Genomic DNA, 24,214 nt, shown 5'->3' with positions numbered 1-24,214 from the left:
CCCCGCACCCTCCATGGCGAACATCGACCACGCTCCGAGCCGCACGATGCTCAACCTGCTGCACGTGCTGCCGGCGTTCGCCGATGAGGCCGAACTGCGTCTGAACGCGATCATCGAGCTCAACTCGATGACGATCAACAAATACGAGCTGATCACCGAAACCGGCCACCTCAAGCTCGACCGGGTCGGCTACTCCTCCCTCTCCTATCCCTTCGCCTACGGCTGCCTGCCCCGCACCTGGGACGAGGACGGCGACCCCCTCGATATCGAGATCGTGGGGGTCAGCGAACCCCTGGTGCCCGGCAGCCTGGTGGAGGCGCGCATCATCGGCATCATGACCTTCGACGATGGCGGCGAAGTGGACGACAAGGTGATCGGCGTGCTGGCCGATGACAAGCGCATGGATCACATCACCCATTACGAGCAGCTCGGGGCCCACTGGCTGAAGGAAACCCAGTACTACTGGGAGCACTACAAGGACCTGAAGAAGCCCGGCACCTGCAAGGTGAACGGGTTCTTCGGAACCGACGAAGCCGTCCGCATCATCAAGACCTGCGAAACCCGCTATCTCGAGCAGATTGACGCCAAACTGGTCCACTGAACCGTTTCCCGCCGTCCGCTCCCCGCGCCATCCTGCCCCGGTCCAGACCTGCTGTGGGTCCACTCGTCTGTCACCCCTTCCGTCTAAGCATGCGCTCCACACCCCTTCACCCGATGTCGGCCCCCACCGGAATCGCCCTCGGGCTGCTCGCCGGTCTCTCCGCCCTCGGGGCCGCCGGCTCGACGCCGGCCCTGGCGAGCGGCAGTGCCAGCCCCACCGAACCCCCGGCGCTCGAGAGCCCGGCGGCTGTCCTCACCTCCCCGGCGGACGCCCCCCCGGCCCCTGAGGCCGCCCCCGGGGCCGGAGTCGAGGCTCCCGCGGCGGCCCCGGTGAGCAACGCCCGGATCCTGCTGGCCCTCGGCAAACGGGAGATCCGCCTCGAGCGCGACGGCAAGGTCTACGGTCCCTGGCCGGTGGCCATCGGGGATCCGGCCACCCCCACCCCCACCGGCACCTTCAGCGTGCTCAACAAGGTGGTGAACCCCCAGTACGCCAGCACGAAAACCGGCAAGACGAAAGGTCCGATCGGTCCGAATGGGCCCCTGGGGGATCGCTGGATCGGCTTCAAGACCCAGGGGCTCAACCAGTTCGGCATTCACGGCACCCCCAGCGCCTGGTCCTGGACCGTGAGCTCCCGCGCGGCCGTGACCAACGGCTGCGTCCGCATGTTCCACGAGCATGTGCGCAAACTGTTCGAGCTGGTGGATGTGGGCACCCAGGTGGTGGTGGTGCGCTGAACGGCCCCGGTCGCCGGACGCTCAGGCGCTGAGCTGCCGGGCCAGGGCCCGGGCCATGCCATCGCGGCTGGCGATCCCCCGCAGCGCCTCCACCGGCAGCCCGCTGTTGGGCAACCCGGCCGGAAGCTTGGCGGGAGCGGGGCTCTTCAGGGCGAACACGGGCACCTGGCGCAGGCCGTTGGGCACCAGCTGGTCCTCCAGCTCCGCCAGGTTGGCCTGAACCGGCAGCCAGAGCAGATCGGAGCGGCGGCAGTCCTCCAGGGAGGGTCCCGCTCCGGCAGGGCCGGCGCTGAGGGCCCGCTGCAGGTCGATCAGGGTCACCACGCCGATCACCCACCCCTCCCGCTCCACCACGAGGCAATGGCCATGGGCGGCCACCAGCAGGGCCAGGGCCCGGCCGGCCGGGGTGGCGCCACTGAGCACCAACGGGGACTCCGGCTCCAGGGCTTCCCCCACCGGCAGTGCCGCCAGCGTCTGCCGCCGCTGTTCCTCGGCCGGGTCGGGCCCCAGCAGCCCCGGATCCGCCAGGCCCTGCCAGCGCTCCACCAGCACCGCGCTCAGACCGGCGGCCGCCATCAGCGGCAGGACGATCCGGATGTCATGGGTGAGCTCGAACAGCAGCAGCAGCGCCGTGAGCGGAGCCCGGGCACTGCCGGCCAGCACCGCCGCCATGCCCACCATCGCGTAGGCGGGCGGCTCGGCCACTGGCAGCCCCAGGCCGCCACTGCCGAGCACCTGGCCGTAGGCGTTGCCCAGCACGGCCCCCAGGAACAGGGCCGGGGCGAAACCGCCGCCCACGAAGCCGGTGGCATTGCTCACCCCCGTGGCCAGCAGCTTCACCACCAGGAGGGCCACCAGGGTGGTGAGTGCCACCCCCCCCTCGCTGCCCAGCAGGGCCTCGATCGTGTCGTAGCCCACCCCCAGCACCTGGGGAAAGCCCAGGGCCAGCACCCCCACGGCCAGCCCCCCCAGGCCGTTGAGCAGCCAGAGGGGGAGACGGGCGCACTGGCGCTGAACCGGCCCGCTGCGGCCGGCGGCCAGCAGGCTCACCAGGGCCCATGACATCAGGCTGGCCACCAGACCCAGGCCCAGGTAGAGGGGAAGCTCCAGCGGCGAGCGGACCTCATAGGCCGGCAGTCGGAAGATCGGCTCCTCGCCCAGGGACAGCTGGGTGACCAGCAGGGAGGTGACCGCCGCCACCAGCACCGCCCGCAGGCTCGGCCGCCCGGGGATCGCGCTGTAGGCCCCCTCGAAGGCGAAGAACACACCGGCGATCGGCGCCTTGAACCCCGCCGCCAGACCCGCCGCCACCCCGGCGGCCACGAGCGCCTTCTGGGATTCCGGCGGCAGCCGGCCCCGCAGCCCCACCAGGAGCCCGAGGGTGCCGCCACTCTCCACGCTCGGGCCCTCGGGTCCGAGCGAGGCGCCGCTGCCCAGGCTGAGCGCGGCCGCCACCAGCCGCCAGGCCGGCAGGCGCGGCATCGCCTGGACGGCCCCATCGGCCATCGCCATCAGGCTGGGGAGACTGGGGCCGAGGTCGCGGGTCAGCTGGCGCAACAGCCCCACCGCCACCCCCCCCAGCAGGGGAGCCACCACCACCGGCCAGCTCGCCAGCCAGCCAGCCGCTCCCCCGGGCGCCAGCGGCAGCGGCTCCGGCAGGGGAGCCGGCGGCGGCGGCAGAAAACCGATGCCCCCCAGTCCGATCTGCAGCAGCGCCTTCAGGGGCGTGCCGGATTCGGGATCGGGGGCGTGGAACACCTCCGCCGGCAGGGATTCCAGCGGCGGGGGACCCGCCAGGCCGAGCACCCACTCCACCAGGGTGCCGAACAGGAAGTTGTTGACGAACCCCAGCAGAACGTGGAAGCCCACCACCGCCGCCCCGGTGAGCGCCCCCACCAGGGCGGCCCAGGCCAGCAGACTCCACTGGAACGGCAGACCACGGGTGTCCCCCTCCTCAGGGGCGGAGGGACCGGCCTCAGGTCCCGGGCCTGACGGCTGCAAAGATCTCCTCCAGGATCTCGCCGGCCCCCTGCTGGCGGAGCCGGTGGGCCAGGTCAGTGCCGATCGCCTCGGGGTCGCTCTGGTCGCCCCGGGACTCGTCGCGGATCAGGCGCTGTCCATCCAGGCTCGCCACCATGCCGGTGAGCACCAGCTCATCGCCGTCGAAGCGGCTGTTGACCCCGATCGGCACCTGACAGCCCCCCTCCAGCTGGCGCAGAAAGGCCCGCTCCGCCAGGCAGCGGCGGGCCGTGGGGGTGTGCGCCAGGGCCGCGATCCGCTCCAGCACGGGGCCGTCGTCAAGACGGCACTCGATGCCCAGGGCCCCCTGGCCCACGGCATGCAGGGAGATGGAGGGGTCGATCAGTTCATGGATGCGATCGCCCAGCCCGAGGCGGCCCAGGCCGGCGGCCGCCAGGATCAGGCAGTCGTAGGCGCCGGAGTCGAGCTTCTCCAGCCGGGTGATCACGTTGCCCCGCACGTCCTTGAAGCGCAGATGGGGGAAGTGATGGCGCAGCTGGGCCAGGCGCCGCAGCGAACTGGTGCCCACCACGCTGCCCTCCGGCAGGGTCTCGAGGCTCCGATCGGCATGGCGCTCATGCACCACCAGGGCATCGGCGGGATCCTCCCGCTCGGTGATGCAGCCGAGCATCAGGCCCTCGGGCAGGTTGGTGGGCAGATCCTTGAGGCTGTGGACGGCGATGTCGGCCCTGTCCACCAGCATCTGGGCCTCCAGTTCCTTGGTGAACAACCCCTTGTCACCGATCTTGGCCAGGGCCACATCGAGGATCTTGTCCCCCTGGGTGGCCATCGCCTCGATGCTGATCTCCAGGCCGGGATGGGCCCGGGCCAGCTCATCGCGCACCCAGTGGGTCTGGACCATCGCCAGCTGACTGCGGCGGGAGGCGATGCGCAGAGTGGTGCCGGCCATCAGGTTCCGTCCTCGGAGCGGCCCCAGGGCCGATCAACAGCGGTCAAGCCTAAGGACCGACGGGTCCCCCCCTTCGGCGGGGTCCAGAGCCCCGGGGATCCGTGGGGATCAGCCGAAGAAATCGAGGGGCAGGGGGCCCCAGGTGCCGGTGGCGGCGGGATCGGCGGCGCTCTGCCCGCCGATCAGCACCCCTTCCCCCAGACCGCTCTCCTGGCGCAGCAGGAACAGACCCGTGCGCTGGTTGGCCTTGAGGAAGACCGGCCCGTCGGGATCGGTGTCGCCATCCGATTCCATCGGGCTCCAGCCGAAGGCGGCCTCCACCGCGCGCAGTGCCGCCACCGCCAGCGCCGCCGACGGGGCCATCACCCCCAGGGTGAACCAGTCGCAGGCGGCCATGTGGCCCTCCAGCTCCCGGCGCAGGGCCACCCGGTCGGCGCCATCGAGGCTCGGGGCGGTGCGCAGGGCCCGCAGGCCGGCCAGGGACTCGCTCGGGGGCGTGGACGCACTCATCGGGGCGAATCGGCAAGGTCGCCAGTCTGCCCGCCGGGCCTCCCGGCGGTGGCGCAGAAGTTCAGGCTGGTGAGGCAGAGGCTGAGCCAGACGAAGCCCACCGCCGCCCCCGCCACGATGTCGGTGAGCCAGTGCACCCGGCAGTAGAGGGTGCTGACCCAGATCAGCCCCACCCAGAGCGAGGAGCCCACGATCAGCGGCCGGCGCAGGCGGGGATAACGCTGGGCCAGGATCGTGACCATCAGGAAATAGAACACCACCGCGCCGGCGGCGTGGCCGCTGGGGAAGCTGCGGCCGATCACCTCCACCAGACGGCCCGAGGGCCGGGAGCGATCGAACAGCGGCTTCAGCCAGCGGTCGATGATCAGCAGGATCCCGCCGGTGGCCACCGCCAGCCAGATCAGCTGCGTCCAGGCCCGCTTGAGCAGCAGAAACACCAGGGCGGCCAGCACGAGCACCGCCGTGAAGCGGGTGCCGCTCACCTGATACACCAGCACCAGGAAGCGGCCCAGGGGCTCCGGGATCTGGCGGGCCAACCAGTCCAGCACCGCCTCGTCGAAGACCGGGTCCTCCTGGCTGAGCACGGTCCGGTCGATCAGCAGCACCACGGCCACCGCCAGGCCGCAGGCCAGCAGCCGCCAGGGTCCGAGGAGAGCGAACCAGCGCTGCAGGCCCCGCAGCAGGGAGCGATCGGTGGGCAGGCGGAGCAGGCGGTTCAAGGCAGGGAGCGGGGCGGAAGCGGGGAGTCGCCGGGGGGGACCCGCCAGAGCTGGGTGCCGCCACGGCTCTCCAGCAGGCTGGCACCCGGGAATTCCCGGGGAACCGCCTTCAGCCGGTGCGCCTCGCCGAACAGCAGCACCGTGGCGGCGCCAGGGTCGGGGGGCTCGAGGGCCTCCCGGGCGCCATCGAGACTGTCGAAGAAGCGGACCCGGCGGCCGCTGTAGAAGACGACGCTGTAGCGCATGTAGCCGACCACCCAGAGGGGTTCGTTGGGTCGGGCCAGCTGACCGGCCACGACGGCCAGCTCCCGCACCGGCCGTTGCCGCTGGTCCTCCATCAGCGGCGCCAGCGCCGGCACCACCAGCAGCAGCAGCCCCAGGAAGCCCAGCAGATCGGGCCGCCAGAGGGCGCGGGGCGGGCCGCCGCGGCGCAGCACCAGCACCAGGCCCAGCGCCGTGGCGGCCAGGATCAGGGCCAGGATCACCGGCAGCCCCGAAGCGCGCAGCGCCTCGGCGAAGCCCGGATAGGCCGGATCGGTGGCCGCCCAGCGCGGGGCCAGGGCGGCCACCGGCGCCAGGGCCCCGAACAGGGCCGCGTTGAGCCAGCCGCCCCAGCGCTGGGGCCAGTCGTCGGCGGGAGGGGGGGAGGGCACGGGCCCGAGCGGACACCAGAACAGGGCCAGCAGCAGGGCGCCGGCCGGCACCAGCGGCAGGATGTAGCCGGCCAGCTTGGTGGCGGCCGAGGAGAACAGCACCAGCACCACCAGAAACCAGACCAGGCCGAAGGGAGCCAGCTGGGCGGGGCGCGACTGGGACCGCCACCAGCCCAGCCGCCAGTACCGCAGCCGCACCAGCGCCAGCGGCAGCTGGAAGGACCAGGGCAGCAGCAGCACCAGGCACCAGGGCAGATAGAAATACCAGGGGCCTTCGTGCTGATACAGCACCGAGGTGAAGCGCTGCAGATTGCTGAAGCCGAAGAATCCCCCCAGGAACTCCATGCCGTTGACCCGGGCCGCCAGGACATACCAGGGGGAGGCCACCAGCAGGAACAGCACGGCCATGCCCAGCAGGGGCCAGCGGCGCAGTTCCGCCCTGAGCGTGCCCTGACAGAGCAGGAAGACGAGGATCACCCCCCCGGGGAGCACCAGACCCACCGGGCCCTTGGCCAGCACCGCGATCGCGCTGAACACGGGCAGGGCCACCTGGGCGGTGCGACGGGCCCAGGGCCGCTCCCAGCGGGCGTAGCCGAGGAAGAAGCCGAACAGGCTGAGGGCGATGGCGCTGGAGAGGAACATGTCCGTCACCGAAGTGCGCCCCCAGCCCACCCAGCCCGGATTGAGGGCCAGCAGGGCACCCCCCAGCCAGGCCCGCCGCCAGCGCCGGGATCCAGGTTCGCTGGCCTCGCCGCACAGCCAGAGCAGGGCGAAGCCGGCCAGCACCACGGAACTGGCCGCCAGGGCCACCGGCAGGCGCGCCGCCCAGGCGCTCACCCCGAAGAGGCGGAAGCTGAGGCCCACCATCCAATACCCCCAGACGGGGTAATCGAAGAAGGTGTCTCCGTTCCAGTGGGGGGTGATCCAGTCACCACGCTCCACCATCTGACGGCCCACCTCCACGAACAGGGCCTCCGTCTTGTCCATCAGGCTCAAGGTGCCGAGATGGTGGAAGAAGGCCAGCCAGCAGAGCAGGAGGGCACCAGCGGCGGTCACGAACCAGAGGCGGCGGGAGTCACGCTCCAGCCAGGCCATCACGCGCATGGAAGTGGACGAGGGAGACGATGGGCACGGTGGGGTCCGGACGGATCCGGACCGCAGGCATCATCTCTCCCGGGGGGTCCCCCGGAGGAGGCCCCCCGGCAGCGGCAGCCAGCCAGCGGAACCCAGGCCCAGTCGGGTTCAGTCGCCGGGGACCCCGGGGCGGGCCGCCGGGCCCGAGGTCACTTGATGTACTCCTTGAGCACGCCGTTGCGGTTGGGGTGACGCAGCTTGCGCAGGGCCTTGGCCTCGATCTGACGGATGCGCTCGCGGGTGACATCGAAGATCTGGCCGATCTCCTCGAGGGTCTTCATCCGGCCGTCATCGAGGCCATAGCGGAGCCGCAGCACATCGCGCTCCCGGGGACTGAGGGTGGCCAGCACCCCTTCGAGATCCTCCCGCAGCAGATTCTTGGCCACATCCTGCTCGGGATTCTCGATGTCCGCTTCAATGAAATCCCCGAGCCGGGAATCCTCCTCCTTACCGATGGGAGTTTCGAGCGAGATCGGAAGCTGGGCCGATTTGGCGATGAACCGCAACTTTTCGATCGTCATCTCCATGCTTTCAGCGATCTCCTCCTCGGTGGGCTTGCGACCGAATTCCTGGCTGAGCACCTTGGTGGTTTTCTTGATGCGGGAGATCGTTTCGTAAAGGTGCACCGGCAGGCGGATGGTGCGGCTCTGATCAGCGATGGCCCGGGTGATCGCCTGGCGGATCCACCAGGTGGCGTAGGTGGAGAACTTGTAGCCCTTCTCGTGGTCGAACTTCTCGGCCGCACGGATCAGCCCGAGGCTGCCCTCCTGGATCAGGTCCTGGAAGGAGAGCCCACGGTTCATGTATTTCTTGGCGATGGACACCACCAGGCGCAGATTGGACTGCACCATCTTTTCCTTGGCCCGGCGGCCGAGCATCAGCCGGCGGCGGAACTTCACCAGCGGCATGTCCACCAGCACCGCCCATTCCTTGTTGTCGGGATGGTGTCCGTTGTCCTGCTCGAACTGGGCCGCCAGTTCCTCAAGCAGCAGCAGATCGGCGATCTTGCGGGCCAGCTCGATCTCCTCATCGGGGCGGAGCAGGCGGATGCGGCCGATCTCCTGCAGATAGACGCGGATCGAATCTTCCGTGTAGACGCCCTTCGGGCCCACCTTGATGCTCGCCAGGGCCTTCTCCTTGCTGGCCTTGCGCTCCTTCTCCTTCGCCTCCTCCGCCGGGGCGGCGGCGGCCAGCAGCTGGTCGGCCATGGCGTCAAGATCGGGCGCGGGGGTGCTCGCCGCCTTGGCCTTCGTCTTCGAGCGGGAGGCGGCCTTCGGCTTGCTGGACGCCGCCGGGCGGGTGGGCGTCACCGCGTTGGCGGCCCCGTCGACCGGCTCCAGCGCGGGGGTCTTGGCCGCCGGCTTGGTCCTGGCCCGGCTCGCCCGCGGCTTCGCCTGCACCACCAGATCTTCGCCGCTCTGGGCGGCGACCTTGAGAATCTCGGCGGTGGCCTTCTGGGTCTTGGTGGCGGCTGGGCTCATAGGACGGCTGCGGGGTGAGACGGAAGTGGGGAGGGAGTGGGGCGGTGGGGAAGGTTGGAGCTGGGGCAGGCTCAGGCGGACCGGGATCCCAGGGGTGTCCCGCCGGAGGAGCGGCGCCGGGATCCAGCGTCGGGAGGATGGTGGGCGGCCGGGGGACCGCCGGGGCGAGACCGGCGCCGCCACGACCGGATCGGCGAGGATCCGGACCGCACGGGTCGGGATCGCCTGGATCGGGGGAGTGGCCGCGCCGGTGCGCATGACGCCAGAGGGTGCAAGCCTCCAGCTGGGCCGTCCCCAGGCGGGGAGGACGGCTCAGGGGAACTCAGGCACCCTTGGGGAACGGAACCAACCGGGACTCAACGACGATGGACGGCACGGAGGCCAGAGCAGTGCTGTCAGGGGTGGTCGCAGACCGGGAGGCACGGGGAGAAACTCCTGCGGCCTGCTCTTCAGGTCTTCCCACTGGACGGAACTCTGCCTGGTTCCGACAGCAACCGGGGGCTGCTCAACCTCCATAGCTTAAGAAACCCCTATGGGGTTTGCAAGGCAATCTGCGACGTCGGTGCAACAGCCCTCGAACCCGCCCTGGCTGCAGGTGTGGCTGGAGGCGGGCCGCGAGGGCCGCGTCTTCACCTACGCCAACCCCGAGGCCCTGCCCCTGGCCCCCGGCGATCTGGTCAGGCTGCGCCTGCGGGGCCGGCGGCATGTCGGCCTGGTGGTGGCCACCGGCGTGGGGCCCCCACCGGAATGTGGGGCCAGCCGGCTGCTGCCGGTGGAGGCCCTCCATCAGGCCGCCGCGGTGGATCCCCGCTGGCAGGAGCTGCTCAGGCAGGTGGCGGTCCGCTGTCACACCAGCCCGTTCAAGACCCTCAAGGCCGCCCTGCCGCCCGGCTGGCTCGGCCAGCGCCCCGCCGCCGCTCCGGCCGCCCCCCGCCGCCGGCAGTGGCTGGAGCCCGTGGACGGCGCCGCGCCGCTCACCCCCCGGCAGGCGGAGCTGATCGGCCGGCTGAGGGGCCACCAGCCGGTTGACTCCGGCCCGGAGGCGGCGGCCAGCGGCTCGGCCGGGGCCTGGCTGGCGACGGTCACCGGACCCTGGGGCTTCAGCGGCGCCCTGGTGCGCCAGCTGATCCGGAAGGGGAGCCTGCGTCAGACGCCCCGCCCGTTCGAGGTCGCCCCCCCAGGCCGGCCCGGCGATCCCGGCGAAGCCGGGGGGGGCCAGGACGCCCCGGAGCCCCCCCGCCGCCTGAACGCCGACCAGGCCGCAGCGGTGGCCCGGATCGAGGCCGGCGGCCCCGGCGCGGAGTTCCTGCTCTGGGGGGTGACGGGTTCGGGCAAGACCGAGGTCTATCTGCGGGCGGCCGCCCGCAGCCTCCAGGAGGGCCGCAGCGTGCTGCTGCTCACCCCGGAGATCGGCCTGATCCCCCAGCTCGTGGATCGCTGCCGGACCCGCTTTGGAGCACGGGTCGTGGAGTATCACAGCGGTCTGGGGGATGCCGAGCGGATCGCCGCCTGGCGCCGCTGCCTGGCCGCCGACGGGGGCGCACCCCTGGTCGCCGTTGGCACCCGCTCCGCCGTGTTCCTCCCCCTGGCCAATCTGGGCCTGATCGTCCTCGACGAAGAGCACGACACCTCCTACAAGCAGGAGCAGCCCATGCCCTGCTATCACGCCCGGGATGTGGCCCGCCTGCGCTGCCGCGGCGGCTCCCGGCTGGTGCTGGGCAGCGCCACCCCCTGCCTCGACACCTGGCAGGCCAGCCGCGATCCCGCCCATCCCCTCACCCTGCTGCGCCTGAGCCAGCGCATCGGCGGCCAGCCCCCCGCCCCGGTGGCCGTGGTGGACATGCGGCTGGAACTGGCCGACGGCCACCGGCGCCTGATCAGCCGGGCCCTGATGAAGCGGCTGCGCGACCTGCCGCAGCAGGGGGGGCAGGCGGTGGTGCTGGTGCCGCGTAGGGGCTACAGCAGCTTTCTGAGCTGCCGCAGCTGCGGGGACGTGGTGCACTGTCCCCACTGCGACGTGGCCCTGACCGTCCACCGGCACCGCTCCGGCGGCGAGTGGCTGCGCTGCCACTGGTGCGGCCACCGCCAGGAGCCGAGCCGCCGCTGCACCGCCTGCGGCTCCACCGCCTTCAAGCCCTTCGGCGCCGGTACCCAGCGGGTGAGCGAGCAACTGGAGCAGGAGCTTGAGGGCCTGCGCCTGCTCCGCTTCGACCGCGACACCACCCGGGGTCGCGACGGCCACCGCCGCCTGCTGGCCCGCTTCGCCGCCGGGGAGGCCGATGTGCTCGTGGGCACCCAGATGCTGGCCAAGGGCATGGATCTGCCCCGGGTCACCCTGGCGGCGGTGCTGGCCGCCGACGGCCTGCTGCACCGCCCCGACCTGCGCTCCGGGGAGCACTGCCTGCAGCTGCTCCTGCAGCTGGCCGGCCGGGCCGGCCGCGGGGAACGCCCCGGGTCGGTGATCGTGCAGACCTACACGCCCGACCATCCGGTCATCCAGCACCTGGTGGACGGCCGTTACGACGCCTTCGCCGACGCGGAACTGGCCCTGCGCCGCCAGGCCGCACTGGTGCCCTTCCGCCGCGCCTGGCTGCTGCGGCTGGCCGGGGCGTCCGCCACCGCCACCGCCACCGCGGCAGCCGCCCTCGCCGAACGCCTGGGGCCGCCCCTGGCCCGGGCGGACTGGCAGCTGGTCGGTCCGGCGCCGGCGCCGGTGGCGCGGGTGGCGGGGCGCCACCGCTGGCAGCTGCTGCTGCACGGGCCGGCCGGCAGCGATCCGGGCCTGCCCTCCGAGGCGGAGCTGCGGGCGAGCCTGGTGCCCCATGTGAACCTGGTGATCGATCCCGATCCCATCGAGCTGTAGATCCAGCCACCCGCCGTCCGGAAGCCCGGACTCAGGGCGGCGGCAGCTCCGGCCAGCCGAACCCGGCCTGCTGCCGCAGCCGCTGCAGCGCCAGGCTCAGGGCCAGCGCCAGGGCGATGGCCAGGCTGCCGAGGCCGAGCCGGCTCCAGCGCCAGCTGCGCAGCTCCAGCCGGTTGAGGACTCCGGTCCGCAGTGGCCAGCTCACCCCATCCCCCCGGCGGGTCGCCGCCAGGGGGATGGCCTGCCGCACCGACCGCGACCCGAGCGGGCCGAGGTCCACACGGAACTCCAGGCCCGGCGCCGAGCGCAGGGGGGTCAGATCCAGTTCCAGGCTGAAGCGCTGGGACACCCCCAGCAGCCAGTTGCGCTCCTCCAGCTCCAGCCGCGGCGGCGGCACGGGCAGATCGCTGAGACGGGAGGCCACCGCCACGGTCTGCTCCAGCACCCGGGCCACCCCGGCCGCGGGCATCACGCCGCTGCGCACCTGGAGGGCCCCGGCCCCATCCACGATCGAGAGCCCCGGCGGGGGCTCGGCGGCGCGCAGTTCGGCCGCGAAGCGCCCGGGCCAGGGAAGCGCCCGGCCGGTGTCGCTGCTGAGGGTCTCCACCAGCTGAAGCCGCCCCGGTCCGGCGAAGCGGAGCTGGGCCTCCACCCGCAGACAGCCGCTGAGCAGCAGGCTGAGCGCCAGCAGCAGCAGGGCCAGCACCAGGGCGAAGCCCACCGGAACTCGGGTGGGGCCCACCGGGGGAGGGGGCGGCGGGTCCGGCCGGACCCGGCGGCGGGGGGTGACGGGCCGGAGCCCTCCCCCCGGCTGGATCGATTCGACCGCCCCCAGCGGCGGCAGGGTCAGCGACCAGTTGGCCGGACGGGCCAGGGCCGGCGCCTCCAGGATCTGCTGGAGATCCCGGGCCTGGCGGCGCAGCTCCGGATCCCCACAGCGCTGCAGACCACGGCAGCACTGGGCGGCTCGCTCGGCCTCTCCCGAGCCGATCAGGGCGGTGGCCATCAGCAGCCGGACGGCGCCCCCCAGCCGGCTGCTGAGCGGATGGGCCTCGGCCAGGGGTTCGAGCAACCGCAGGCAGCGGCCGTACTCCCCCCGGTCGAGGGCCTGCTGGGCCTGATCCAGGAGGACCTCAGCCACGCCGCCGGGCACCGCTGGCCATGGCGCGGCTGCTGCCCACCACCATCGTGCCGACGCCCGCGTTGGTGAACACCTCGAGCAGCAGGGCATGGGGCACCCGCCCATCGACGATGTGGGCCGTGGCCACCCCCTGGGCCAGGGCCCGGATGCAGCACTGGGTCTTGGGGGTCATGCCGCCGCTCACCACTCCGCTGCGGATCAGCTCCCGGGCCTCCGGCAGGCTCAGCTGACGCAGCAGGGAGCCGGGATCCGGCGGATCCCGCAGGATTCCGGGTGTGTCGGTCAGCAGGATCAGCTTCTCGGCCTCCAGGGCCGCCGCCAGTTCCCCGGCCACGGTATCGGCGTTGATGTTGTGGGCCTGGCCCTCGGGATTGGCGGCCACGCTGGAGATCACCGGGATGTACCCGGCCTTGAGCAGGGGCTCGAGCACGGCGGGGTTCACCGAAGCCACGTCGCCCACCAGCCCATGGGAGCCCTCCCCCCAGGGCCGCGCCTCCACCAGGGCGCCATCGCTGCCGGAGAGCCCCACCGCCCGGCCGCCCACCCGGTTGAGGCCATTGACGATCTGCTTGTTGACGCGGCCCACCAGCACCATCTCCACCACGTCCATGGTGTCGGCGCTGGTGACCCGCAGGCCATCACGGAACTCGGGCTCGATCGAGAGCCGCCCCAGCCACTGGTTGATCTCCGGCCCGCCGCCATGCACCACCACCGGCTGCAGGCCGACACAGGCCAGCAGGGCCAGGTCGCGGAACACCGCGTCGCGCAGGTCGGCGCGCACCATCGCCGCTCCGCCGTACTTCACGACCACCCTGCGGCCGGCGAACCGCTGGATGTAGGGGAGGGCTTCGCTGAGCACGGACACCCGCAGGGCGTCGTCGGCGCTGATCGCGGGCTCGTGGCTCAAGGCAGCACGGGGGCGAGTGTGGATGCGGTGGGCACCAGGGCGAGGTCGAGCTCGCCGCCGGGGCGCGGGGTGATCTCGGCGCGCAGCCCCGGGCCGAAGAAACGGCCCAGCCGCTCCTGGCGGGCCTGCCACTGCTCGAGCGGCACGGCATTGCACCGAAACTGCAGAACCAGGCCGTAGTGGCCGTCGTGATCCTCTTCGCGGACGCTGATCAGCTCGGGGGGCCGGTCCTCATTCCAGAGCCGCAGGGCTTCGAGCGAGCTCTCCAGGTGGGCCTTCTGGCCGTAACGCCAGCGGGTGACGTCCTGGATCAGGGTGCGCAGCGGAGCACTGGCCTCCTGCTCCCGCAGCGCTCGCAGCTGGGAGGGCGGCGTCAGCCGAGCGGCCGGGGGAAGCTCGGACGACTTCAGCGCCAGGCCACCCAGCAGCACCGGCACCCCGTAGAACACCCCCGCCAGGCTGATGTTGGGACTGTCGGTGGCGTAGGCGATCGAGCCGATCACCGTGAGGGCCGCGCCGAGGATGGTCAGCAGACTGCCCGGGGACGTGAGTGCTTGCATGCCGCCATCTTCCTGCAACGCGGAGCAGGATGGCGGCAGCCCCGGTGGCCTCCCACCCTCCCCCGATGACTTCACCGATCCCCGAACCCGCCAGCGCCGTGCCCCCCGGCGACCCGGCCACCGAACCGCCCACGGACCCGGCCGAACTGCTCCAGCAACTGGCCGACGACCGGCTCTGGCTCCTCCAGCAGATCGACGGGGGCCGCTGGCCCGAGCTGCGGCTGGATCTGGCCGCGCTGGAGCGGGAGCTGGGTCAGCTGCTCGAACTGGCCGGCCAGCGCCTCTGAGTTCAGAAGGGGATGTCGTCCTCGTCCTCGCCCAGCTCGGGGACGAGGGGGGAGGTGTTCCAGGTGGGGGCCTCCTGGGCCGGCCGGGGGGAGGCCTGGGGTTGGGTGGGGGCCGCCTGGCGGCTGGCGGCGACCGGACGGGCGGGTGGCACCCGCACCGGCTGGGCCGGGGTGGGGCGCGGGCCGACCTGCGGGGACAAGGGCCGGGACGCCGACGCCTCATCCCCGCCCGCCAGGGGGTGGAGCCGCGAGAGGGTGAACTCCGCCCGCTTCTCCTTGAGGCCATCCGGGCGGGTGACGGTGGACATGCGCAGCCGTCCCTCCAGCAGCAGCCGCTGCCCCGGCTGCACCCGGTTCTGCAGATCCTGCGCCAGGTTTCCCCAGCCCACCACCTTGAGCTGACCCGGGGGATCCTCCGGCCTGAGCCCGTCCATCTGGACGGCCAGCTCCGCCACGGGCGTCTGGTTGTCCGGGGTGTAGCGCACCTGGGGGGCCTCGAGCACCACCACCTCCAGCACACAGTGATTCACGGCACGGACCCCGTCAGCGGCGCCCATCTTGATGCACGGACCTGACCCACCGCCACGGGCCGCGACGCCGCAATCCCTGCGGCCGCGTCCGACCCGGCCGCCCGGGGCCGCCGGATCGATCTGGCTGCTCAGCGGCACCGGGGAGGGACCGCCCCTGGCGGCGGCCCTGCTGGAGCGGGGCTGGGGAGTGGAGGTGTCCGTGGTGACACCGGAGGCCTCGCGCGCCTATGCCGCCCATCCCCGCCTGCGGCTGCGGGTGGGAGCCCTGGCCGGCCCCGGCGCCATCGAGGCCCGGCTGGACGCCCCGGGCCCCTGCGGCGACGGCTGGCGCTGGGTGGTGGACGCCAGCCATCCCTTCGCCAGCCGAATCAGCGCCGATCTGGCCCTGGTCTGCCGGCGACGCTGCCAGCCCCTGCTCCGCCTGCGGCGCCCCGCCCTGGGCGCCGCAGGCGGCAGCCGGCTCACGCTCCTGCCGGATCTGGAGGCCCTCGCCGGGCAGGACCTGAGTCGGGAGCGGCTCCTGCTGGCGATCGGGGCCCGGCAGCTGGGCCGCGCCCTCGCCCTGGCGGCCGCCGGGGCCAGCTTCGCCCGGATCCTTCCCGCTCCGGCGAGCCTGCGCCAGGCCCGGGCGGCGGGGCTGGCGGATGGACAGCTCGCCTGTCACCGCCCGGGGCACGGGCAGCGGAGCGACGGGCTCCAGGGAGACCCCTTCGCCCTCGAGCGGGCCCTGCTGCGCCGATGGCGCATCACCGCCGTGCTCTGCCGTCAGTCGGGAGGCACCACCGAAACCTGCTGGCAGACCCTCTGCGGCGAAGCGGGGCTGCGGCTGCTCCTGCTGGAGCGTCCAGCCGAACCCGATCGGGTGCGGGCCTTGCCCGCGGCCGCCCTGCTGGAGATGGTGGGCCGACCCCACCCCCCTGGTTGATGGCCCCGGATTCCCTGCCGATCGCCCTGGTGCTCAGCACCGAAGCCGATGCGGACCGCGCCGAGCGGCTGGCGCGCCGGCTGGTGGAAGCCGGTCTGGCGGCATGTGTGAGCCTGCGGCCGCTGCGCTCGATCTACCGCTGGCGGGGGGAGATCGAGCAGGGGGAGGAGGTGGAGCTGCTGATCAAGACCCGGCCTGACCAGCTGGAGCCGCTGCGCCGGCTGCTGCACGACCACCACAGCTATGAGACGCCCGAATGGATCCACTGGATCGCCGAGGGCGAAGGCGCCTACGCCGGCTGGATCCAGGCCCTGGGCTGAGGCCGCCGGACCCGGCGGCCTCAGCCCAGCTGCCGGGCCACCAGCTCCCGCAGATCACCCCGGGGGCGAGGACCCAGCTGGGTGACCACCTGGCCGGCGCAGAGGGAGCCCAGCCTGCCGCAGCGCTCGAGCGGCTCGCCCCGGCTGAGGCCGAAGAGGACCCCGGCGGCATAGAGATCGCCGGCACCGGTGGTGTCCACCAGCGGTCCCAGCTGGTAGGCCGGGATCCGGTGGGTGAGCGCTCCGGCGATCAGCACCGATCCCTGTTCACTGCGGGTGAGGGCCGCCATCGGACAACGGGCGCGCACCGCTTCGGCGGCGGCCTCGAAGCTGCCGGCGGGGTACAGCGCCGTGATCTCGCTTTCGTTGGCGAAGAGCAGATCCACCGAGCCGTCCACGAGCTCCAGAAAGCTGTCCCGGTGACGTTCGACGCAGAACGCGTCGGAGAGACTGAGGGCCACCTGGCCCCCGCTGGCACGCATCACCTGGGCGGCGGCGAGAAAGGCCCGCCGGGCCGGCTCGCTGTCCCAGAGGTAGCCCTCCAGGTACAGGATGCCGGCCTGGGCCACCTGCTCCAGATCCAGATCGTCCGGATCGAGGTCCACCGAAGCGCCCAGGAAGGTGCACATGGTGCGCTGGGCATCCGGGGTGACCAGGATCAGGCAGCGGGCGGTGGGCGGCCCGCTGCTGGCGGCGGGTGTCTCGAAACGGGCTCCCACCGAGCGAATGTCGTGGCTGAAGATGGCCCCGAGCTGGTCGTCGCGCACCCGGCCGATGAATTCCCCCTGCCCCCCCAACTGGGCCAGGCCGGCCAGGGTGTTGGCCGCCGAGCCCCCCGAGGTTTCCAGGCCCGCCCCGCAGGCGGCGTAGAGACGCTCGGCTTCGGTGGCGTCCACCAGGGTCATGGAGCCTTTGGCCAGGCCATGCTCCTGCAGGAAGTGATCGTCGGTCTGCACGAGCACATCCACGATGGCGTTGCCGATGCCGACGACATCGAGACCGCCGGGGGCCCGTTGGAGTGCCGTGGGGGAAGGGGAGATCGCCATGCTCAGACGCTCAGCAGGGCGCGCTTGGGCCCGTGGATCGGGTCCTCCACCACGATCGTCTGGTCCCGCTGGGCTCCGAGCGAGACGATGGCGATCGGCACCTCCATCAGTTCGGCCAGGAACCGCAGGTAGGCGCGGGCGGTGTCGGGCAGATCCTCGAGCCGCCGGCATTCGGCGGTGGAGCATTGCCAGCCAGGCAGGGTCACGAAGATCGGCCGACAGCGGGCAAAGGTTTCCGCACTGCTGGGGAAATGCTCGATCCGTTCCCCATCGAGCGCGTAGGCCACGCACACCTGGATCGCGTCAAGTTCATCGAGCACGTCCAGCTTGGTGATCGCCAGGCAGTCGAGTCCGTTCACTTCCACGGCATAGCGGCCGATCACGCCGTCGAACCAGCCGCAGCGGCGGCGGCGGCCGGTGGTCGTGCCGAACTCCCCGCCGCGGTCACAGAGGTGGTCGTTGAGGCTGCCCTGGAGTTCGGTGGGGAAGGGTCCCTCCCCCACCCGGGTGGTGTAGGCCTTGGCCACGCCGATCACCCGGTCGATCAGGGTGGGCCCCACCCCGGCGCCGATGCAGGCTCCGCCCGAGACGGGATTGGAGGAGGTGACGTAGGGGTAGGTGCCGTGATCGAGATCAAGCAGGGTGCCCTGGGCCCCCTCGAACAGGATGTTCTGCCGGGCCCGGGCCGCCTGGTGGATCGTGCGGGTGCAGTCGACCACGTGCGGGGCCAGCCGTTGCCCGTAGGCGGCGTATTCGCGGATCACGTCCTCGGGATCGAGGGGAGCGAGGCCGTAGATGCGCTCGAGCAGGAGGTTCTTCTCGGCCAGAGGGCCCAGCAGCCGGTCCCGGAGGCGGTCCTCCTCCAGCAGATCGATCACCCGGATGCCGTTGCGCTCCGATTTGTCGGCGTAGGTGGGCCCGATGCCCCGGCCGGTGGTGCCGATGCGCCGCTCGCCGCGGCGCTGCTCCATCGCCTGATCCAGCAGGCGGTGGTAGGGCATGGTCACGTGGGCGGTGGAGGCCAGCTTCAGCCCCGACACATCGATGCCATAGCCCTCGAGCATGTCGAGCTCACCGAGCATGACCCCGGGATCCACCACCGTGCCCGAACCGATCAGGCAGATCGTGTCGGGATAGAGAATTCCAGAGGGAATGAGGTGCAGCTTGAGCACCTGGTCGCCGACCACGATCGTGTGCCCGGCGTTCACCCCCCCCTGGTAGCGGACCACCACATCGGCGGAGCGGCTCAGCAGATCGGTGATCTTCCCTTTTCCCTCGTCACCCCACTGCGCACCGATGACGACGACATTGGCCAAGGACACAGCGGCCCTGAGCCGCTTCTGAGCACCAAGGGGAGAGCCTCTCAGATCGGAGGCCCGTTCGTCAAAGCGCCCGGGTCCTCCGACCGATCAGGCGCCCCGCACCACCGTGGCCTCGGCCTTGGAGAGCTCCTTGCGGAGCCGGGTGCGCAGCGCCTCGGGAAGGGGCCGGTTGGCGTAGTTGGTGTAGTGGCCGGCCAGGGAGTTGAGGGCGGTCTGCATGGTGGTGAAGGAGCCGAGCCCGTTCACCTGACGCCGGGGCCGGTAAAGGGAGATGTACTCATTGATGAGAGCACGGGCCTCGGTCTCGGCCTCCGGCCGGGCCGGATCGTCCTGCTCCAGGGCGATGGTGGCCAGGAGGCTGTCGGCCACGCTGACGGTGTCCTCCACGTAGGAACCGCTCAGGCTGCCGGCGGCTGCCGGACCACCGACGGTGAGAACGAGGCTGAGGCCGATGGCCAGCAGCGAGGCGGCGGGACGGGAGAACCCGGGGCGGGATCCGGCCCGGGCCGACCAGCCTCGAGCGGCCCCCTGAACGGCCAGGCCGACCCGGCGCACGGCCCGGAGAACGGTGGCGTGGATGGAGCTCCAGACGGCGGACATACCTCTCTCTTCCGTGGTACCGGGATCCTAGAAGCTGCCCCTGGAAGCGGGTCCGTGCCGCCGATCAGGTGTCATCGAGCCCGCGACGGCCCCGGACCACCCGGGGGAGCAGCACCGCCGCCAGATCCCCGGCCCCCAGCTCCTCAGCGTGGCCGCTGCTGCGCTCCACCAGCTCGACGCTGCCGCCGGCGGCGCCCCGTCCCACCACGACCCGCCAGGGAATCCCGATCAGGTCGGCGTCCTTGAACTTGACGCCGGCCCGCTCGGAGCGGTCATCGAGCAGCACGTCGAGGCCGGCCTGAGCCAGCTCGCCGTAGAGCCGCTCGGCCAGCTCCACCTGCAGCGGATCCTGGGCGCTGGCAATCACCACGATCACCTCGAACGGGGCGATCGCCACCGGCCAGCAGATGCCCTTCCCGTCGTGGTGCTGCTCCACCGCCGCCTGGGCCAGCCGGGACACCCCGATGCCGTAGCAGCCCATCCAGAGCGCCTCCTCCCGGCCCTGCTCGGTGGTGAAGCGGGCCTCGAAGGCCTCGGAATACTTGCGGCCCAGTTGAAAGATGTGGCCCACCTCGATGCCCCGGCTCGCCTCCAGCCGCTGGCCCGGATCGTGCAGGCATCGCTCACCGGGCTGGGCGGCGCGCACGTCCACCACCTCCGGCAGGGGCGTCAGCTCCCACCACGAGGCCCCCAGCAGGTGCCGGTCGGCGCGGTTGGCTCCGCAGACGAAGGCCTCCAGCTCGGCTGCGGTGGCATCGGCCAGCCTCAGGAAGCGGGGCTCCCAGCCCGTTGCCCCCTCCAGGAGGGTGTCCGGGAGGTGGGGGCCCAGGAAACCGAAGGGCCAGGGATCCAGTCCCTGGGCCTCCAGCTGGGTCGGTGTGATCGGTTCGAGCTCGAGCAGGGTCCCCGCCCCGGCTCCCCGCCGGGCCGTGACGGCATGGGCCAGCTTGAGGGGATTGAGCTGCTGATCGCCCCGCAGGCTGACCAGCACGGCCGTGGGCGGTCCCGCGGCGAAGCGGGCCAGCAGCAGCAGCACCTTGACGATCTGGCTGGGATGGAGCCCATGGGCGGCGCAGAGGTCCTCGATCGTGCTCTGGGCGGGGGTGTCGAGCTCCTGGACCCCACCGGCAGAGGGCAGGGGCCGGGGGGGGTCCGGCCGTGAGACCGCCCGTTCCTGGTTGGCGGCATACCGGCCGTCGCCACTGGCGAGCACCAGATCCTCCCCCGCCTCGGCGGTGACCATGAACTCCTGGCTGGCGGAGCCGCCGATGGCTCCGCTGTCGGCCTCCACCGCCACCGTGCGCAGGCCGCAGCGCCGGAAGATGCGGCGATAGGCCCGGTCCATCTCCGCGTAGGCACGGCGCAGGTCTTCCGCGTCGGCGTGGAAGGAATAGGCGTCTTTCATGATGAATTCCCGCCCGCGCATCAGGCCGAACCGGGGGCGGATCTCATCGCGGAACTTGGTCTGGATCTGGTATAGGCAGACCGGCAGCTGGCGGTAGGAGCGCAGCAGATCGGAGGCCAGCGCCGTGATCACCTCCTCGTGGGTGGGGCCAAGCCCGAGGGCCCGCTCCTGGCGATCGAGGAGGTGGAACATGATCCCCTCCCCCGCGGTGTAGCCCTGCCAGCGGCCGCTCCGCTCCCAGAGCTCGGCGGGCTGCAGAGCCGGGAGCAGGGTTTCGAGCGCGCCGGTGCGATCCATCTCCTCGCGCACGATGGCGGAGATGCGGCGAAGCACTCTCCAAAGCAGGGGGAGGTAGGCATAGACCCCGGAAGCCACCCGCCGCAGGTAGCCCCCCCGCAGCAGCAGGCGGTGGGAGGGGATCTCGGCTTCAGCCGGATCGTCACGCAGGGTCACCAGCATCAGGCGTGACACCCGCATCGCCACTCATCTTCAGGACGGCGGGGACCCTATCACCGTGGGGCCGCCGACCCCCTGGCACAACGGCAGGATTCTGCTAACGTCGGTCTACGATCCCGCCTGTCTCATTGTTGTCTCATGGTTGTACCTGCGGCCGGTTCCGGTGGATTTGGTCCCGCGCCCGGCGCCTCGGGTCGGCCCATCACCCTGGCCGCCCCGCCGGCGGCCTCCCTGTCCATCCCGGGCGAAACCGGTGAGACCCTGATCCCCATCGACGACGTCCAGAAGGCCCTCAACCGCTCGCGAGCCTCGGTCTACCGCTACAGCAACACCGACCCGCGCCAGCTCAACCCCCCCTTCAATCCCCGCAAGCTCAACCCCGAATACCGCACCGATCAGAAGGAACCCCTGATGTTCCATCCCAACGAGGTGGCCCGCTTCGCCAGGGATGTGCTCCGCATCAAGGAGGTCACCGTGGAGGTGCTGAACTCGCCCTCCACGGTGACCCAGCAGCTGCTCAGCTCGATCCTCGAGGAGCTGCACCACATCCGGGCCACCCTGAGCAGCATGGAGAACCTTCCCACCCCGCTCAGCAGCAAGCGCGAACCCTTCGATCAGTCCCGTCCGGCGGCCTGAATCCGGTCGGGAGCCCGCACCCCAGCAGGCCGTGCGCCTCGCCGCTTCAGGTGGCATATTGAAGGTGGCATCACCCTGGCTGGACCCGTTCGGCATCCGCTGCACGGCCCAACGCCCCAACCTGCGGATCCCCGTGAACGGCGGCGGGTCGGGGATGCTGCCTCCCGGACCGGTCGCGCCTTTCCCCCGCGTCATCCCGCCCGAGAGGCTGCCCTGTCGTCCCCCTCCATGGACCCCGAACCTCCCCGAACCGGCCCGGCAGACGTGATCCCCACGCCGGCCGTGCTGCGCTCGAGCCTGGCCCCTTCCGGCAACCCGAGTCCACCCCGGCTGAGTTCCCCGCCCCTGAGTCCGCCCCCGCTCAGTGCGCTGCGCCCGAGTCCCCCTCCCCAGAGTCCGGCGCGCCGGAGCCCGCTGTCCCTGAACCCGGAGCCCCCGGGGCCGCTGCCCATCGGTGCAGCCCCAGCGGCCGTCCTCAACCCCCGCTTCTCCCCGCCGGTCCCCGTCCCCTCCGCGGCGGCTCCAGCCGAAGCCGACGACGACTATGACGGGGCCTTTGACAGCGGCACGCCCGTGATCGGGGCCCTGATCGGTCTGCTGGCCCTGGTCGTTCCCGTGGGCAGCGTCCTGCTTGATCATCTCGACCCCGCGTCCAGGTCTCCCCTGCCGATCACCCTGAGCGATGGACATCAGCAGCCTGGCCGCCTCTCCCTCCCCGGGGCTGGTGCACCTGGTGGTGGAGATCCCCGCCGGTAGCCGCAACAAATACGAGTACAACAGCGCCGCCGGCCTGATGGCCCTCGACCGGGTGCTCCACTCCTCCGTGCGGTACCCCTTCGACTACGGGTTCATCCCCAACACCCTCGCCGAGGACGGAGCGCCCCTCGACGCGATGGTGATCATGGAGGAGCCCACTTTCGCCGGCTGCCTGATCACGGCCCGTCCGATCGGCTACCTGGAAATGGTCGACTGCGGCGCCTTCGACGGCAAGCTGCTCTGCGTCTCCGAAGCTGACAGCCGCCAGCGGGGCATCCACAGCATCCGCCAGATCGCCTCCAATCAGTTGGAGGATGTGGCCGAATTCTTCCGGACCTACAAGAACCTGGAGGGTCGGGCCGTGGAGATCCTGGGCTGGGAGGACGCCGACCGGGTACCCCAGCTGCTGGAGCGCTGCGTCGCCGCGGCCCGGGGGCTCAGCCTGCCCGCTGCAGCAGGAACCCCTCGTAATCGAGGGCCTGGAACACCCGGGCGGGATCACTGAAGCCGGCGGCGTTCACCAGCGCCGTGAGCCGGGCTTCACCGATCGGGTGCAGCCCCTGGGTGAGGGGCTCCAGCCGGCTGCGCTCGGCCGTCAGGCCGCTGGCCCGCTGGAACGCCAGCCAGGCCTCACCCACCTGGGCCTGCAGAGGGGTCACCGCCGGACGCATCAGATCGACCAGCACCAGCTGGCCGCCCGGCCGCAGGCCGCGGGCCAGGGCGGAGAGGAAGGCCAGCTTGCGGCCGTCATCGGGCAGGGACTGGAGCACGAGGACCGAGAGCGCCCCGTCGAAGCAGGCCCCGGCTCCGAGGTCCTCGACCGTGCTCTGACGCCAGGTGATCAAGGGCCGCTCCCCGAGCCGCCGGCGGGCCGCCGCCAGCATTCCCGCGGAAGGGTCGAGGGCGGTGAGGCGCCAGTCGGGCCGCTGCACCACGGCCTCCGCCAGCTCCGCGCCGGTGCCGCAGCCAGCCACCAGCACCTCGGCGCCGTCAGCCGCGCCGAGGGGGGAAGCCCCCAGCAGGGCCACGGCGAGGCGGGCCAGGCTGGCGTAGCCGGGGATCAGTCGCTGCACGACCAGGTCGTACCCGCCGGAGTGGTCGCCGGTGGACGGGCTCGGGTCGGACGGAGCTGGAGACAAGGCGCAGCAGGCAGTCCGGGCGATCGTAGGCAGGGGCCGCCCGGCGGGCCAACAACCATGTGAAGGCCTGTTCCATTGCGGCCTCCGGCAGGTAAGTTGGTTCCCGCCCGTAGCACCTGCGACCCGTGCCCACCATCCGCTTCGAACAGGAAGGCCAGCAGGTTGGTTGTATCGAAGGAGCCAACCTTCGCCAGGTCGCCCTTGATGCGGGCATCAACCCCTACAAGGGTCTCAACAATTTCAACAACTGCGGTGGCCTCGGCCAGTGCGGCACCTGCGTGATGGAGGTGCTGGAGGGCGCCCAGAATCTCTCCCCCCGCAGCGACGTCGAGCAGGTCTACCTGGCCGACCGGCCGGCCAGCTACCGCCTCAGCTGCCGCACCAGTGTCAGCGGCGATGTCACCGTCCGCACCCGTCCCGACTCCGCCGTCGGCAAGGGTTCGAACAGCCTGGTGGGTGCGCTGAAGTCCCTGGTCGGCCGCTGATGGGCCCCGCCGGTGCCCCCACGGGCACTGCCCTGCGGTTCTACGGCTAGGCCCGCTGCTCCACCTGCCGAA

At 71.8% G+C, this 24,214-nt stretch carries 25 protein-coding genes; 10 read left to right on the top strand and 15 right to left on the bottom strand.

The features are described from left to right. Window positions 1-13 precede the first annotated feature (13 nt). Together ACWJI7_RS10025 and ACWJI7_RS10020 are read left to right on the top strand one after the other, a co-directional pair. On the top strand, window positions 14-601 hold the full coding sequence (locus ACWJI7_RS10025) for an inorganic diphosphatase (protein WP_479937613.1): 588 nt from the start codon (window positions 14-16) through the stop codon (window positions 599-601). Between the two features lie 113 nt (window positions 602-714). After that, entirely contained in the window at window positions 715-1,338 is a 624-nt protein-coding gene (locus ACWJI7_RS10020; RefSeq protein WP_479937612.1) for a L,D-transpeptidase, read from the top strand. 21 nt (window positions 1,339-1,359) lie between these two features. Here the strand turns inward: ACWJI7_RS10020 and ACWJI7_RS10015 are convergent, their stop codons facing one another. The 6 genes from ACWJI7_RS10015 to rpoD all read right to left on the bottom strand — a co-directional run bounded on the left by ACWJI7_RS10015 (window position 1,360) and on the right by rpoD (window position 8,764). Continuing rightward, window positions 1,360-3,339 carry a chloride channel protein gene (locus ACWJI7_RS10015; RefSeq protein WP_479937610.1) on the bottom strand — a complete coding sequence of 660 codons (1,980 nt, stop codon included), beginning with the start codon at window positions 3,337-3,339 and terminating at the stop codon, window positions 1,360-1,362. After that, window positions 3,314-4,267, bottom strand: coding sequence for a hydroxymethylbilane synthase (gene hemC, locus ACWJI7_RS10010; RefSeq protein WP_479937608.1), 954 nt, complete (start codon window positions 4,265-4,267; stop codon window positions 3,314-3,316). The genes ACWJI7_RS10015 and hemC overlap by 26 nt, the downstream gene beginning before the upstream one ends. 108 nt (window positions 4,268-4,375) lie before the next feature. Further along, on the bottom strand, window positions 4,376-4,777 hold the full coding sequence (locus ACWJI7_RS10005) for a DUF1824 family protein (RefSeq protein ID WP_479937606.1): 402 nt from the start codon (window positions 4,775-4,777) through the stop codon (window positions 4,376-4,378). Further along, on the bottom strand, window positions 4,774-5,496 hold the full coding sequence (locus ACWJI7_RS10000; protein WP_479937604.1) for a phosphatase PAP2 family protein: 723 nt from the start codon (window positions 5,494-5,496) through the stop codon (window positions 4,774-4,776). Before ACWJI7_RS10000 ends, ACWJI7_RS10005 begins: the two co-directional genes overlap by 4 nt. Continuing rightward, window positions 5,493-7,253 (bottom strand): ArnT family glycosyltransferase, encoded by a 1,761-nt coding sequence (locus tag ACWJI7_RS09995; protein WP_479937602.1) that lies wholly within the window; start codon window positions 7,251-7,253, stop codon window positions 5,493-5,495. The genes ACWJI7_RS10000 and ACWJI7_RS09995 overlap by 4 nt, the downstream gene beginning before the upstream one ends. Window positions 7,254-7,432: 179 nt before the next feature. Further along, window positions 7,433-8,764: an RNA polymerase sigma factor RpoD gene (rpoD, locus tag ACWJI7_RS09990; protein WP_479937600.1), complete on the bottom strand. Its 1,332-nt coding sequence runs from the start codon at window positions 8,762-8,764 to the stop codon at window positions 7,433-7,435. A 532-nt stretch (window positions 8,765-9,296) separates the two neighbouring features. Between rpoD and priA the strand changes: the two genes are divergently transcribed. Further along, a complete protein-coding gene (gene priA, locus ACWJI7_RS09985) occupies window positions 9,297-11,627 on the top strand; it encodes a replication restart helicase PriA (RefSeq protein WP_479937598.1) in 2,331 nt (776 codons plus the stop codon). Between the two features lie 31 nt (window positions 11,628-11,658). On the opposite strand, the gene ACWJI7_RS09980 is transcribed toward priA, so the two are convergent. From ACWJI7_RS09980 to ACWJI7_RS09970, 3 genes are read right to left on the bottom strand one after another with little or no spacing between them, the layout of a single operon-like run. Then, window positions 11,659-12,768 carry a DUF3153 domain-containing protein gene (locus ACWJI7_RS09980; RefSeq protein WP_479937596.1) on the bottom strand — a complete coding sequence of 370 codons (1,110 nt, stop codon included), beginning with the start codon at window positions 12,766-12,768 and terminating at the stop codon, window positions 11,659-11,661. Further along, window positions 12,761-13,675 (bottom strand): acetylglutamate kinase, encoded by a 915-nt coding sequence (gene argB / locus ACWJI7_RS09975; RefSeq protein ID WP_479937595.1) that lies wholly within the window; start codon window positions 13,673-13,675, stop codon window positions 12,761-12,763. Before argB ends, ACWJI7_RS09980 begins: the two co-directional genes overlap by 8 nt. After that, entirely contained in the window at window positions 13,672-14,235 is a 564-nt protein-coding gene (locus ACWJI7_RS09970; RefSeq protein ID WP_479937593.1) for a DUF2854 domain-containing protein, read from the bottom strand. Before ACWJI7_RS09970 ends, argB begins: the two co-directional genes overlap by 4 nt. Window positions 14,236-14,300: 65 nt before the next feature. Here ACWJI7_RS09970 and ACWJI7_RS09965 point away from each other — a divergent pair, with 65 nt between their 5' ends. After that, window positions 14,301-14,522 carry a hypothetical protein gene (locus ACWJI7_RS09965; protein ID WP_479937591.1) on the top strand — a complete coding sequence of 74 codons (222 nt, stop codon included), beginning with the start codon at window positions 14,301-14,303 and terminating at the stop codon, window positions 14,520-14,522. Window positions 14,523-14,524: 2 nt separating this feature from the next. On the opposite strand, the gene ACWJI7_RS09960 is transcribed toward ACWJI7_RS09965, so the two are convergent. Further along, on the bottom strand, window positions 14,525-15,052 hold the full coding sequence (locus ACWJI7_RS09960) for a single-stranded DNA-binding protein (RefSeq protein WP_479937660.1): 528 nt from the start codon (window positions 15,050-15,052) through the stop codon (window positions 14,525-14,527). A gap of 31 nt (window positions 15,053-15,083) precedes the next feature. On the opposite strand from ACWJI7_RS09960, the gene ACWJI7_RS09955 reads away from it, so the two are divergent. Together ACWJI7_RS09955 and cutA are read left to right on the top strand one after the other, a co-directional pair. Then, complete coding sequence (locus tag ACWJI7_RS09955; RefSeq protein WP_479937590.1) at window positions 15,084-15,977, top strand: precorrin-6A/cobalt-precorrin-6A reductase; 894 nt, start codon at window positions 15,084-15,086, stop codon at window positions 15,975-15,977. Continuing rightward, complete coding sequence (cutA, locus tag ACWJI7_RS09950) at window positions 15,977-16,297, top strand: divalent-cation tolerance protein CutA (protein ID WP_479937588.1); 321 nt, start codon at window positions 15,977-15,979, stop codon at window positions 16,295-16,297. The genes ACWJI7_RS09955 and cutA overlap by 1 nt, the downstream gene beginning before the upstream one ends. Window positions 16,298-16,317: 20 nt before the next feature. Here the strand turns inward: cutA and ACWJI7_RS09945 are convergent, their stop codons facing one another. The 4 genes from ACWJI7_RS09945 to ACWJI7_RS09930 all read right to left on the bottom strand — a co-directional run bounded on the left by ACWJI7_RS09945 (window position 16,318) and on the right by ACWJI7_RS09930 (window position 21,147). Then, window positions 16,318-17,343 (bottom strand): adenosine kinase, encoded by a 1,026-nt coding sequence (locus ACWJI7_RS09945; RefSeq protein ID WP_479937587.1) that lies wholly within the window; start codon window positions 17,341-17,343, stop codon window positions 16,318-16,320. Between the two features lie 2 nt (window positions 17,344-17,345). Next, window positions 17,346-18,665 carry an adenylosuccinate synthase gene (locus ACWJI7_RS09940; protein ID WP_479937585.1) on the bottom strand — a complete coding sequence of 440 codons (1,320 nt, stop codon included), beginning with the start codon at window positions 18,663-18,665 and terminating at the stop codon, window positions 17,346-17,348. 87 nt (window positions 18,666-18,752) lie between these two features. Next, window positions 18,753-19,265, bottom strand: coding sequence for a photosystem II protein Psb27 (gene psb27 / locus ACWJI7_RS09935; protein ID WP_479937583.1), 513 nt, complete (start codon window positions 19,263-19,265; stop codon window positions 18,753-18,755). Window positions 19,266-19,329: 64 nt separating this feature from the next. After that, window positions 19,330-21,147: a proline--tRNA ligase gene (locus ACWJI7_RS09930; protein WP_479937582.1), complete on the bottom strand. Its 1,818-nt coding sequence runs from the start codon at window positions 21,145-21,147 to the stop codon at window positions 19,330-19,332. Between the two features lie 117 nt (window positions 21,148-21,264). Here ACWJI7_RS09930 and ACWJI7_RS09925 point away from each other — a divergent pair, with 117 nt between their 5' ends. From ACWJI7_RS09925 to ACWJI7_RS09915, 3 genes are all read left to right on the top strand, one after another. Then, window positions 21,265-21,762 carry a hypothetical protein gene (locus ACWJI7_RS09925; protein ID WP_479937580.1) on the top strand — a complete coding sequence of 166 codons (498 nt, stop codon included), beginning with the start codon at window positions 21,265-21,267 and terminating at the stop codon, window positions 21,760-21,762. A gap of 228 nt (window positions 21,763-21,990) precedes the next feature. Beyond that, a complete protein-coding gene (locus tag ACWJI7_RS09920) occupies window positions 21,991-22,518 on the top strand; it encodes a hypothetical protein (RefSeq protein ID WP_479937578.1) in 528 nt (175 codons plus the stop codon). Next, window positions 22,445-23,023 (top strand): inorganic diphosphatase, encoded by a 579-nt coding sequence (locus ACWJI7_RS09915; RefSeq protein ID WP_479937576.1) that lies wholly within the window; start codon window positions 22,445-22,447, stop codon window positions 23,021-23,023. Before ACWJI7_RS09920 ends, ACWJI7_RS09915 begins: the two co-directional genes overlap by 74 nt. Here ACWJI7_RS09915 and ACWJI7_RS09910 read toward each other — a convergent pair. Further along, the gene (locus ACWJI7_RS09910; protein ID WP_479937574.1) at window positions 22,956-23,657 is read right to left on the bottom strand and encodes a class I SAM-dependent methyltransferase; all 702 of its coding nucleotides are present in this window, start codon (window positions 23,655-23,657) and stop codon (window positions 22,956-22,958) included. The two genes, ACWJI7_RS09915 and ACWJI7_RS09910, sit on opposite strands and share 68 nt — an antisense overlap. Window positions 23,658-23,782: 125 nt before the next feature. On the opposite strand from ACWJI7_RS09910, the gene ACWJI7_RS09905 reads away from it, so the two are divergent. Continuing rightward, window positions 23,783-24,142: a 2Fe-2S iron-sulfur cluster-binding protein gene (locus ACWJI7_RS09905; RefSeq protein ID WP_479937572.1), complete on the top strand. Its 360-nt coding sequence runs from the start codon at window positions 23,783-23,785 to the stop codon at window positions 24,140-24,142. Window positions 24,143-24,214: the final 72 nt, after the last annotated feature.

This window comes from Cryptocyanus atlanticus LEGE 06306, from assembly GCF_056633155.1.
Note: the sequence above shows the minus strand (reverse complement) of the source record. Positions and strands in the feature narration are given on the sequence as shown.

What these genes read in the sequence shown, in the direction of transcription:
- ACWJI7_RS10025 (WP_479937613.1), top strand. Translation starts at nt 14, where the DNA reads ATGGCGAACATCGACCACGCTCCGAGCCGCACGATGCTCAACCTGCTG.
- ACWJI7_RS10020 (WP_479937612.1), top strand. Translation starts at nt 715, where the DNA reads ATGTCGGCCCCCACCGGAATCGCCCTCGGGCTGCTCGCCGGTCTCTCC.
- hemC (WP_479937608.1), bottom strand. Translation starts at nt 4,267, where the DNA reads ATGGCCGGCACCACTCTGCGCATCGCCTCCCGCCGCAGTCAGCTGGCG.
- ACWJI7_RS10005 (WP_479937606.1), bottom strand. Translation starts at nt 4,777, where the DNA reads ATGAGTGCGTCCACGCCCCCGAGCGAGTCCCTGGCCGGCCTGCGGGCC.
- ACWJI7_RS09995 (WP_479937602.1), bottom strand. Translation starts at nt 7,253, where the DNA reads ATGCGCGTGATGGCCTGGCTGGAGCGTGACTCCCGCCGCCTCTGGTTC.
- rpoD (WP_479937600.1), bottom strand. Translation starts at nt 8,764, where the DNA reads ATGAGCCCAGCCGCCACCAAGACCCAGAAGGCCACCGCCGAGATTCTC.
- priA (WP_479937598.1), top strand. Translation starts at nt 9,297, where the DNA reads ATGGGGTTTGCAAGGCAATCTGCGACGTCGGTGCAACAGCCCTCGAAC.
- ACWJI7_RS09970 (WP_479937593.1), bottom strand. Translation starts at nt 14,235, where the DNA reads ATGCAAGCACTCACGTCCCCGGGCAGTCTGCTGACCATCCTCGGCGCG.
- ACWJI7_RS09965 (WP_479937591.1), top strand. Translation starts at nt 14,301, where the DNA reads ATGACTTCACCGATCCCCGAACCCGCCAGCGCCGTGCCCCCCGGCGAC.
- ACWJI7_RS09955 (WP_479937590.1), top strand. Translation starts at nt 15,084, where the DNA reads ATGCACGGACCTGACCCACCGCCACGGGCCGCGACGCCGCAATCCCTG.
- cutA (WP_479937588.1), top strand. Translation starts at nt 15,977, where the DNA reads ATGGCCCCGGATTCCCTGCCGATCGCCCTGGTGCTCAGCACCGAAGCC.
- ACWJI7_RS09945 (WP_479937587.1), bottom strand. Translation starts at nt 17,343, where the DNA reads ATGGCGATCTCCCCTTCCCCCACGGCACTCCAACGGGCCCCCGGCGGT.
- psb27 (WP_479937583.1), bottom strand. Translation starts at nt 19,265, where the DNA reads ATGTCCGCCGTCTGGAGCTCCATCCACGCCACCGTTCTCCGGGCCGTG.
- ACWJI7_RS09930 (WP_479937582.1), bottom strand. Translation starts at nt 21,147, where the DNA reads ATGCGGGTGTCACGCCTGATGCTGGTGACCCTGCGTGACGATCCGGCT.
- ACWJI7_RS09925 (WP_479937580.1), top strand. Translation starts at nt 21,265, where the DNA reads ATGGTTGTACCTGCGGCCGGTTCCGGTGGATTTGGTCCCGCGCCCGGC.
- ACWJI7_RS09920 (WP_479937578.1), top strand. Translation starts at nt 21,991, where the DNA reads ATGGACCCCGAACCTCCCCGAACCGGCCCGGCAGACGTGATCCCCACG.
- ACWJI7_RS09915 (WP_479937576.1), top strand. Translation starts at nt 22,445, where the DNA reads ATGGACATCAGCAGCCTGGCCGCCTCTCCCTCCCCGGGGCTGGTGCAC.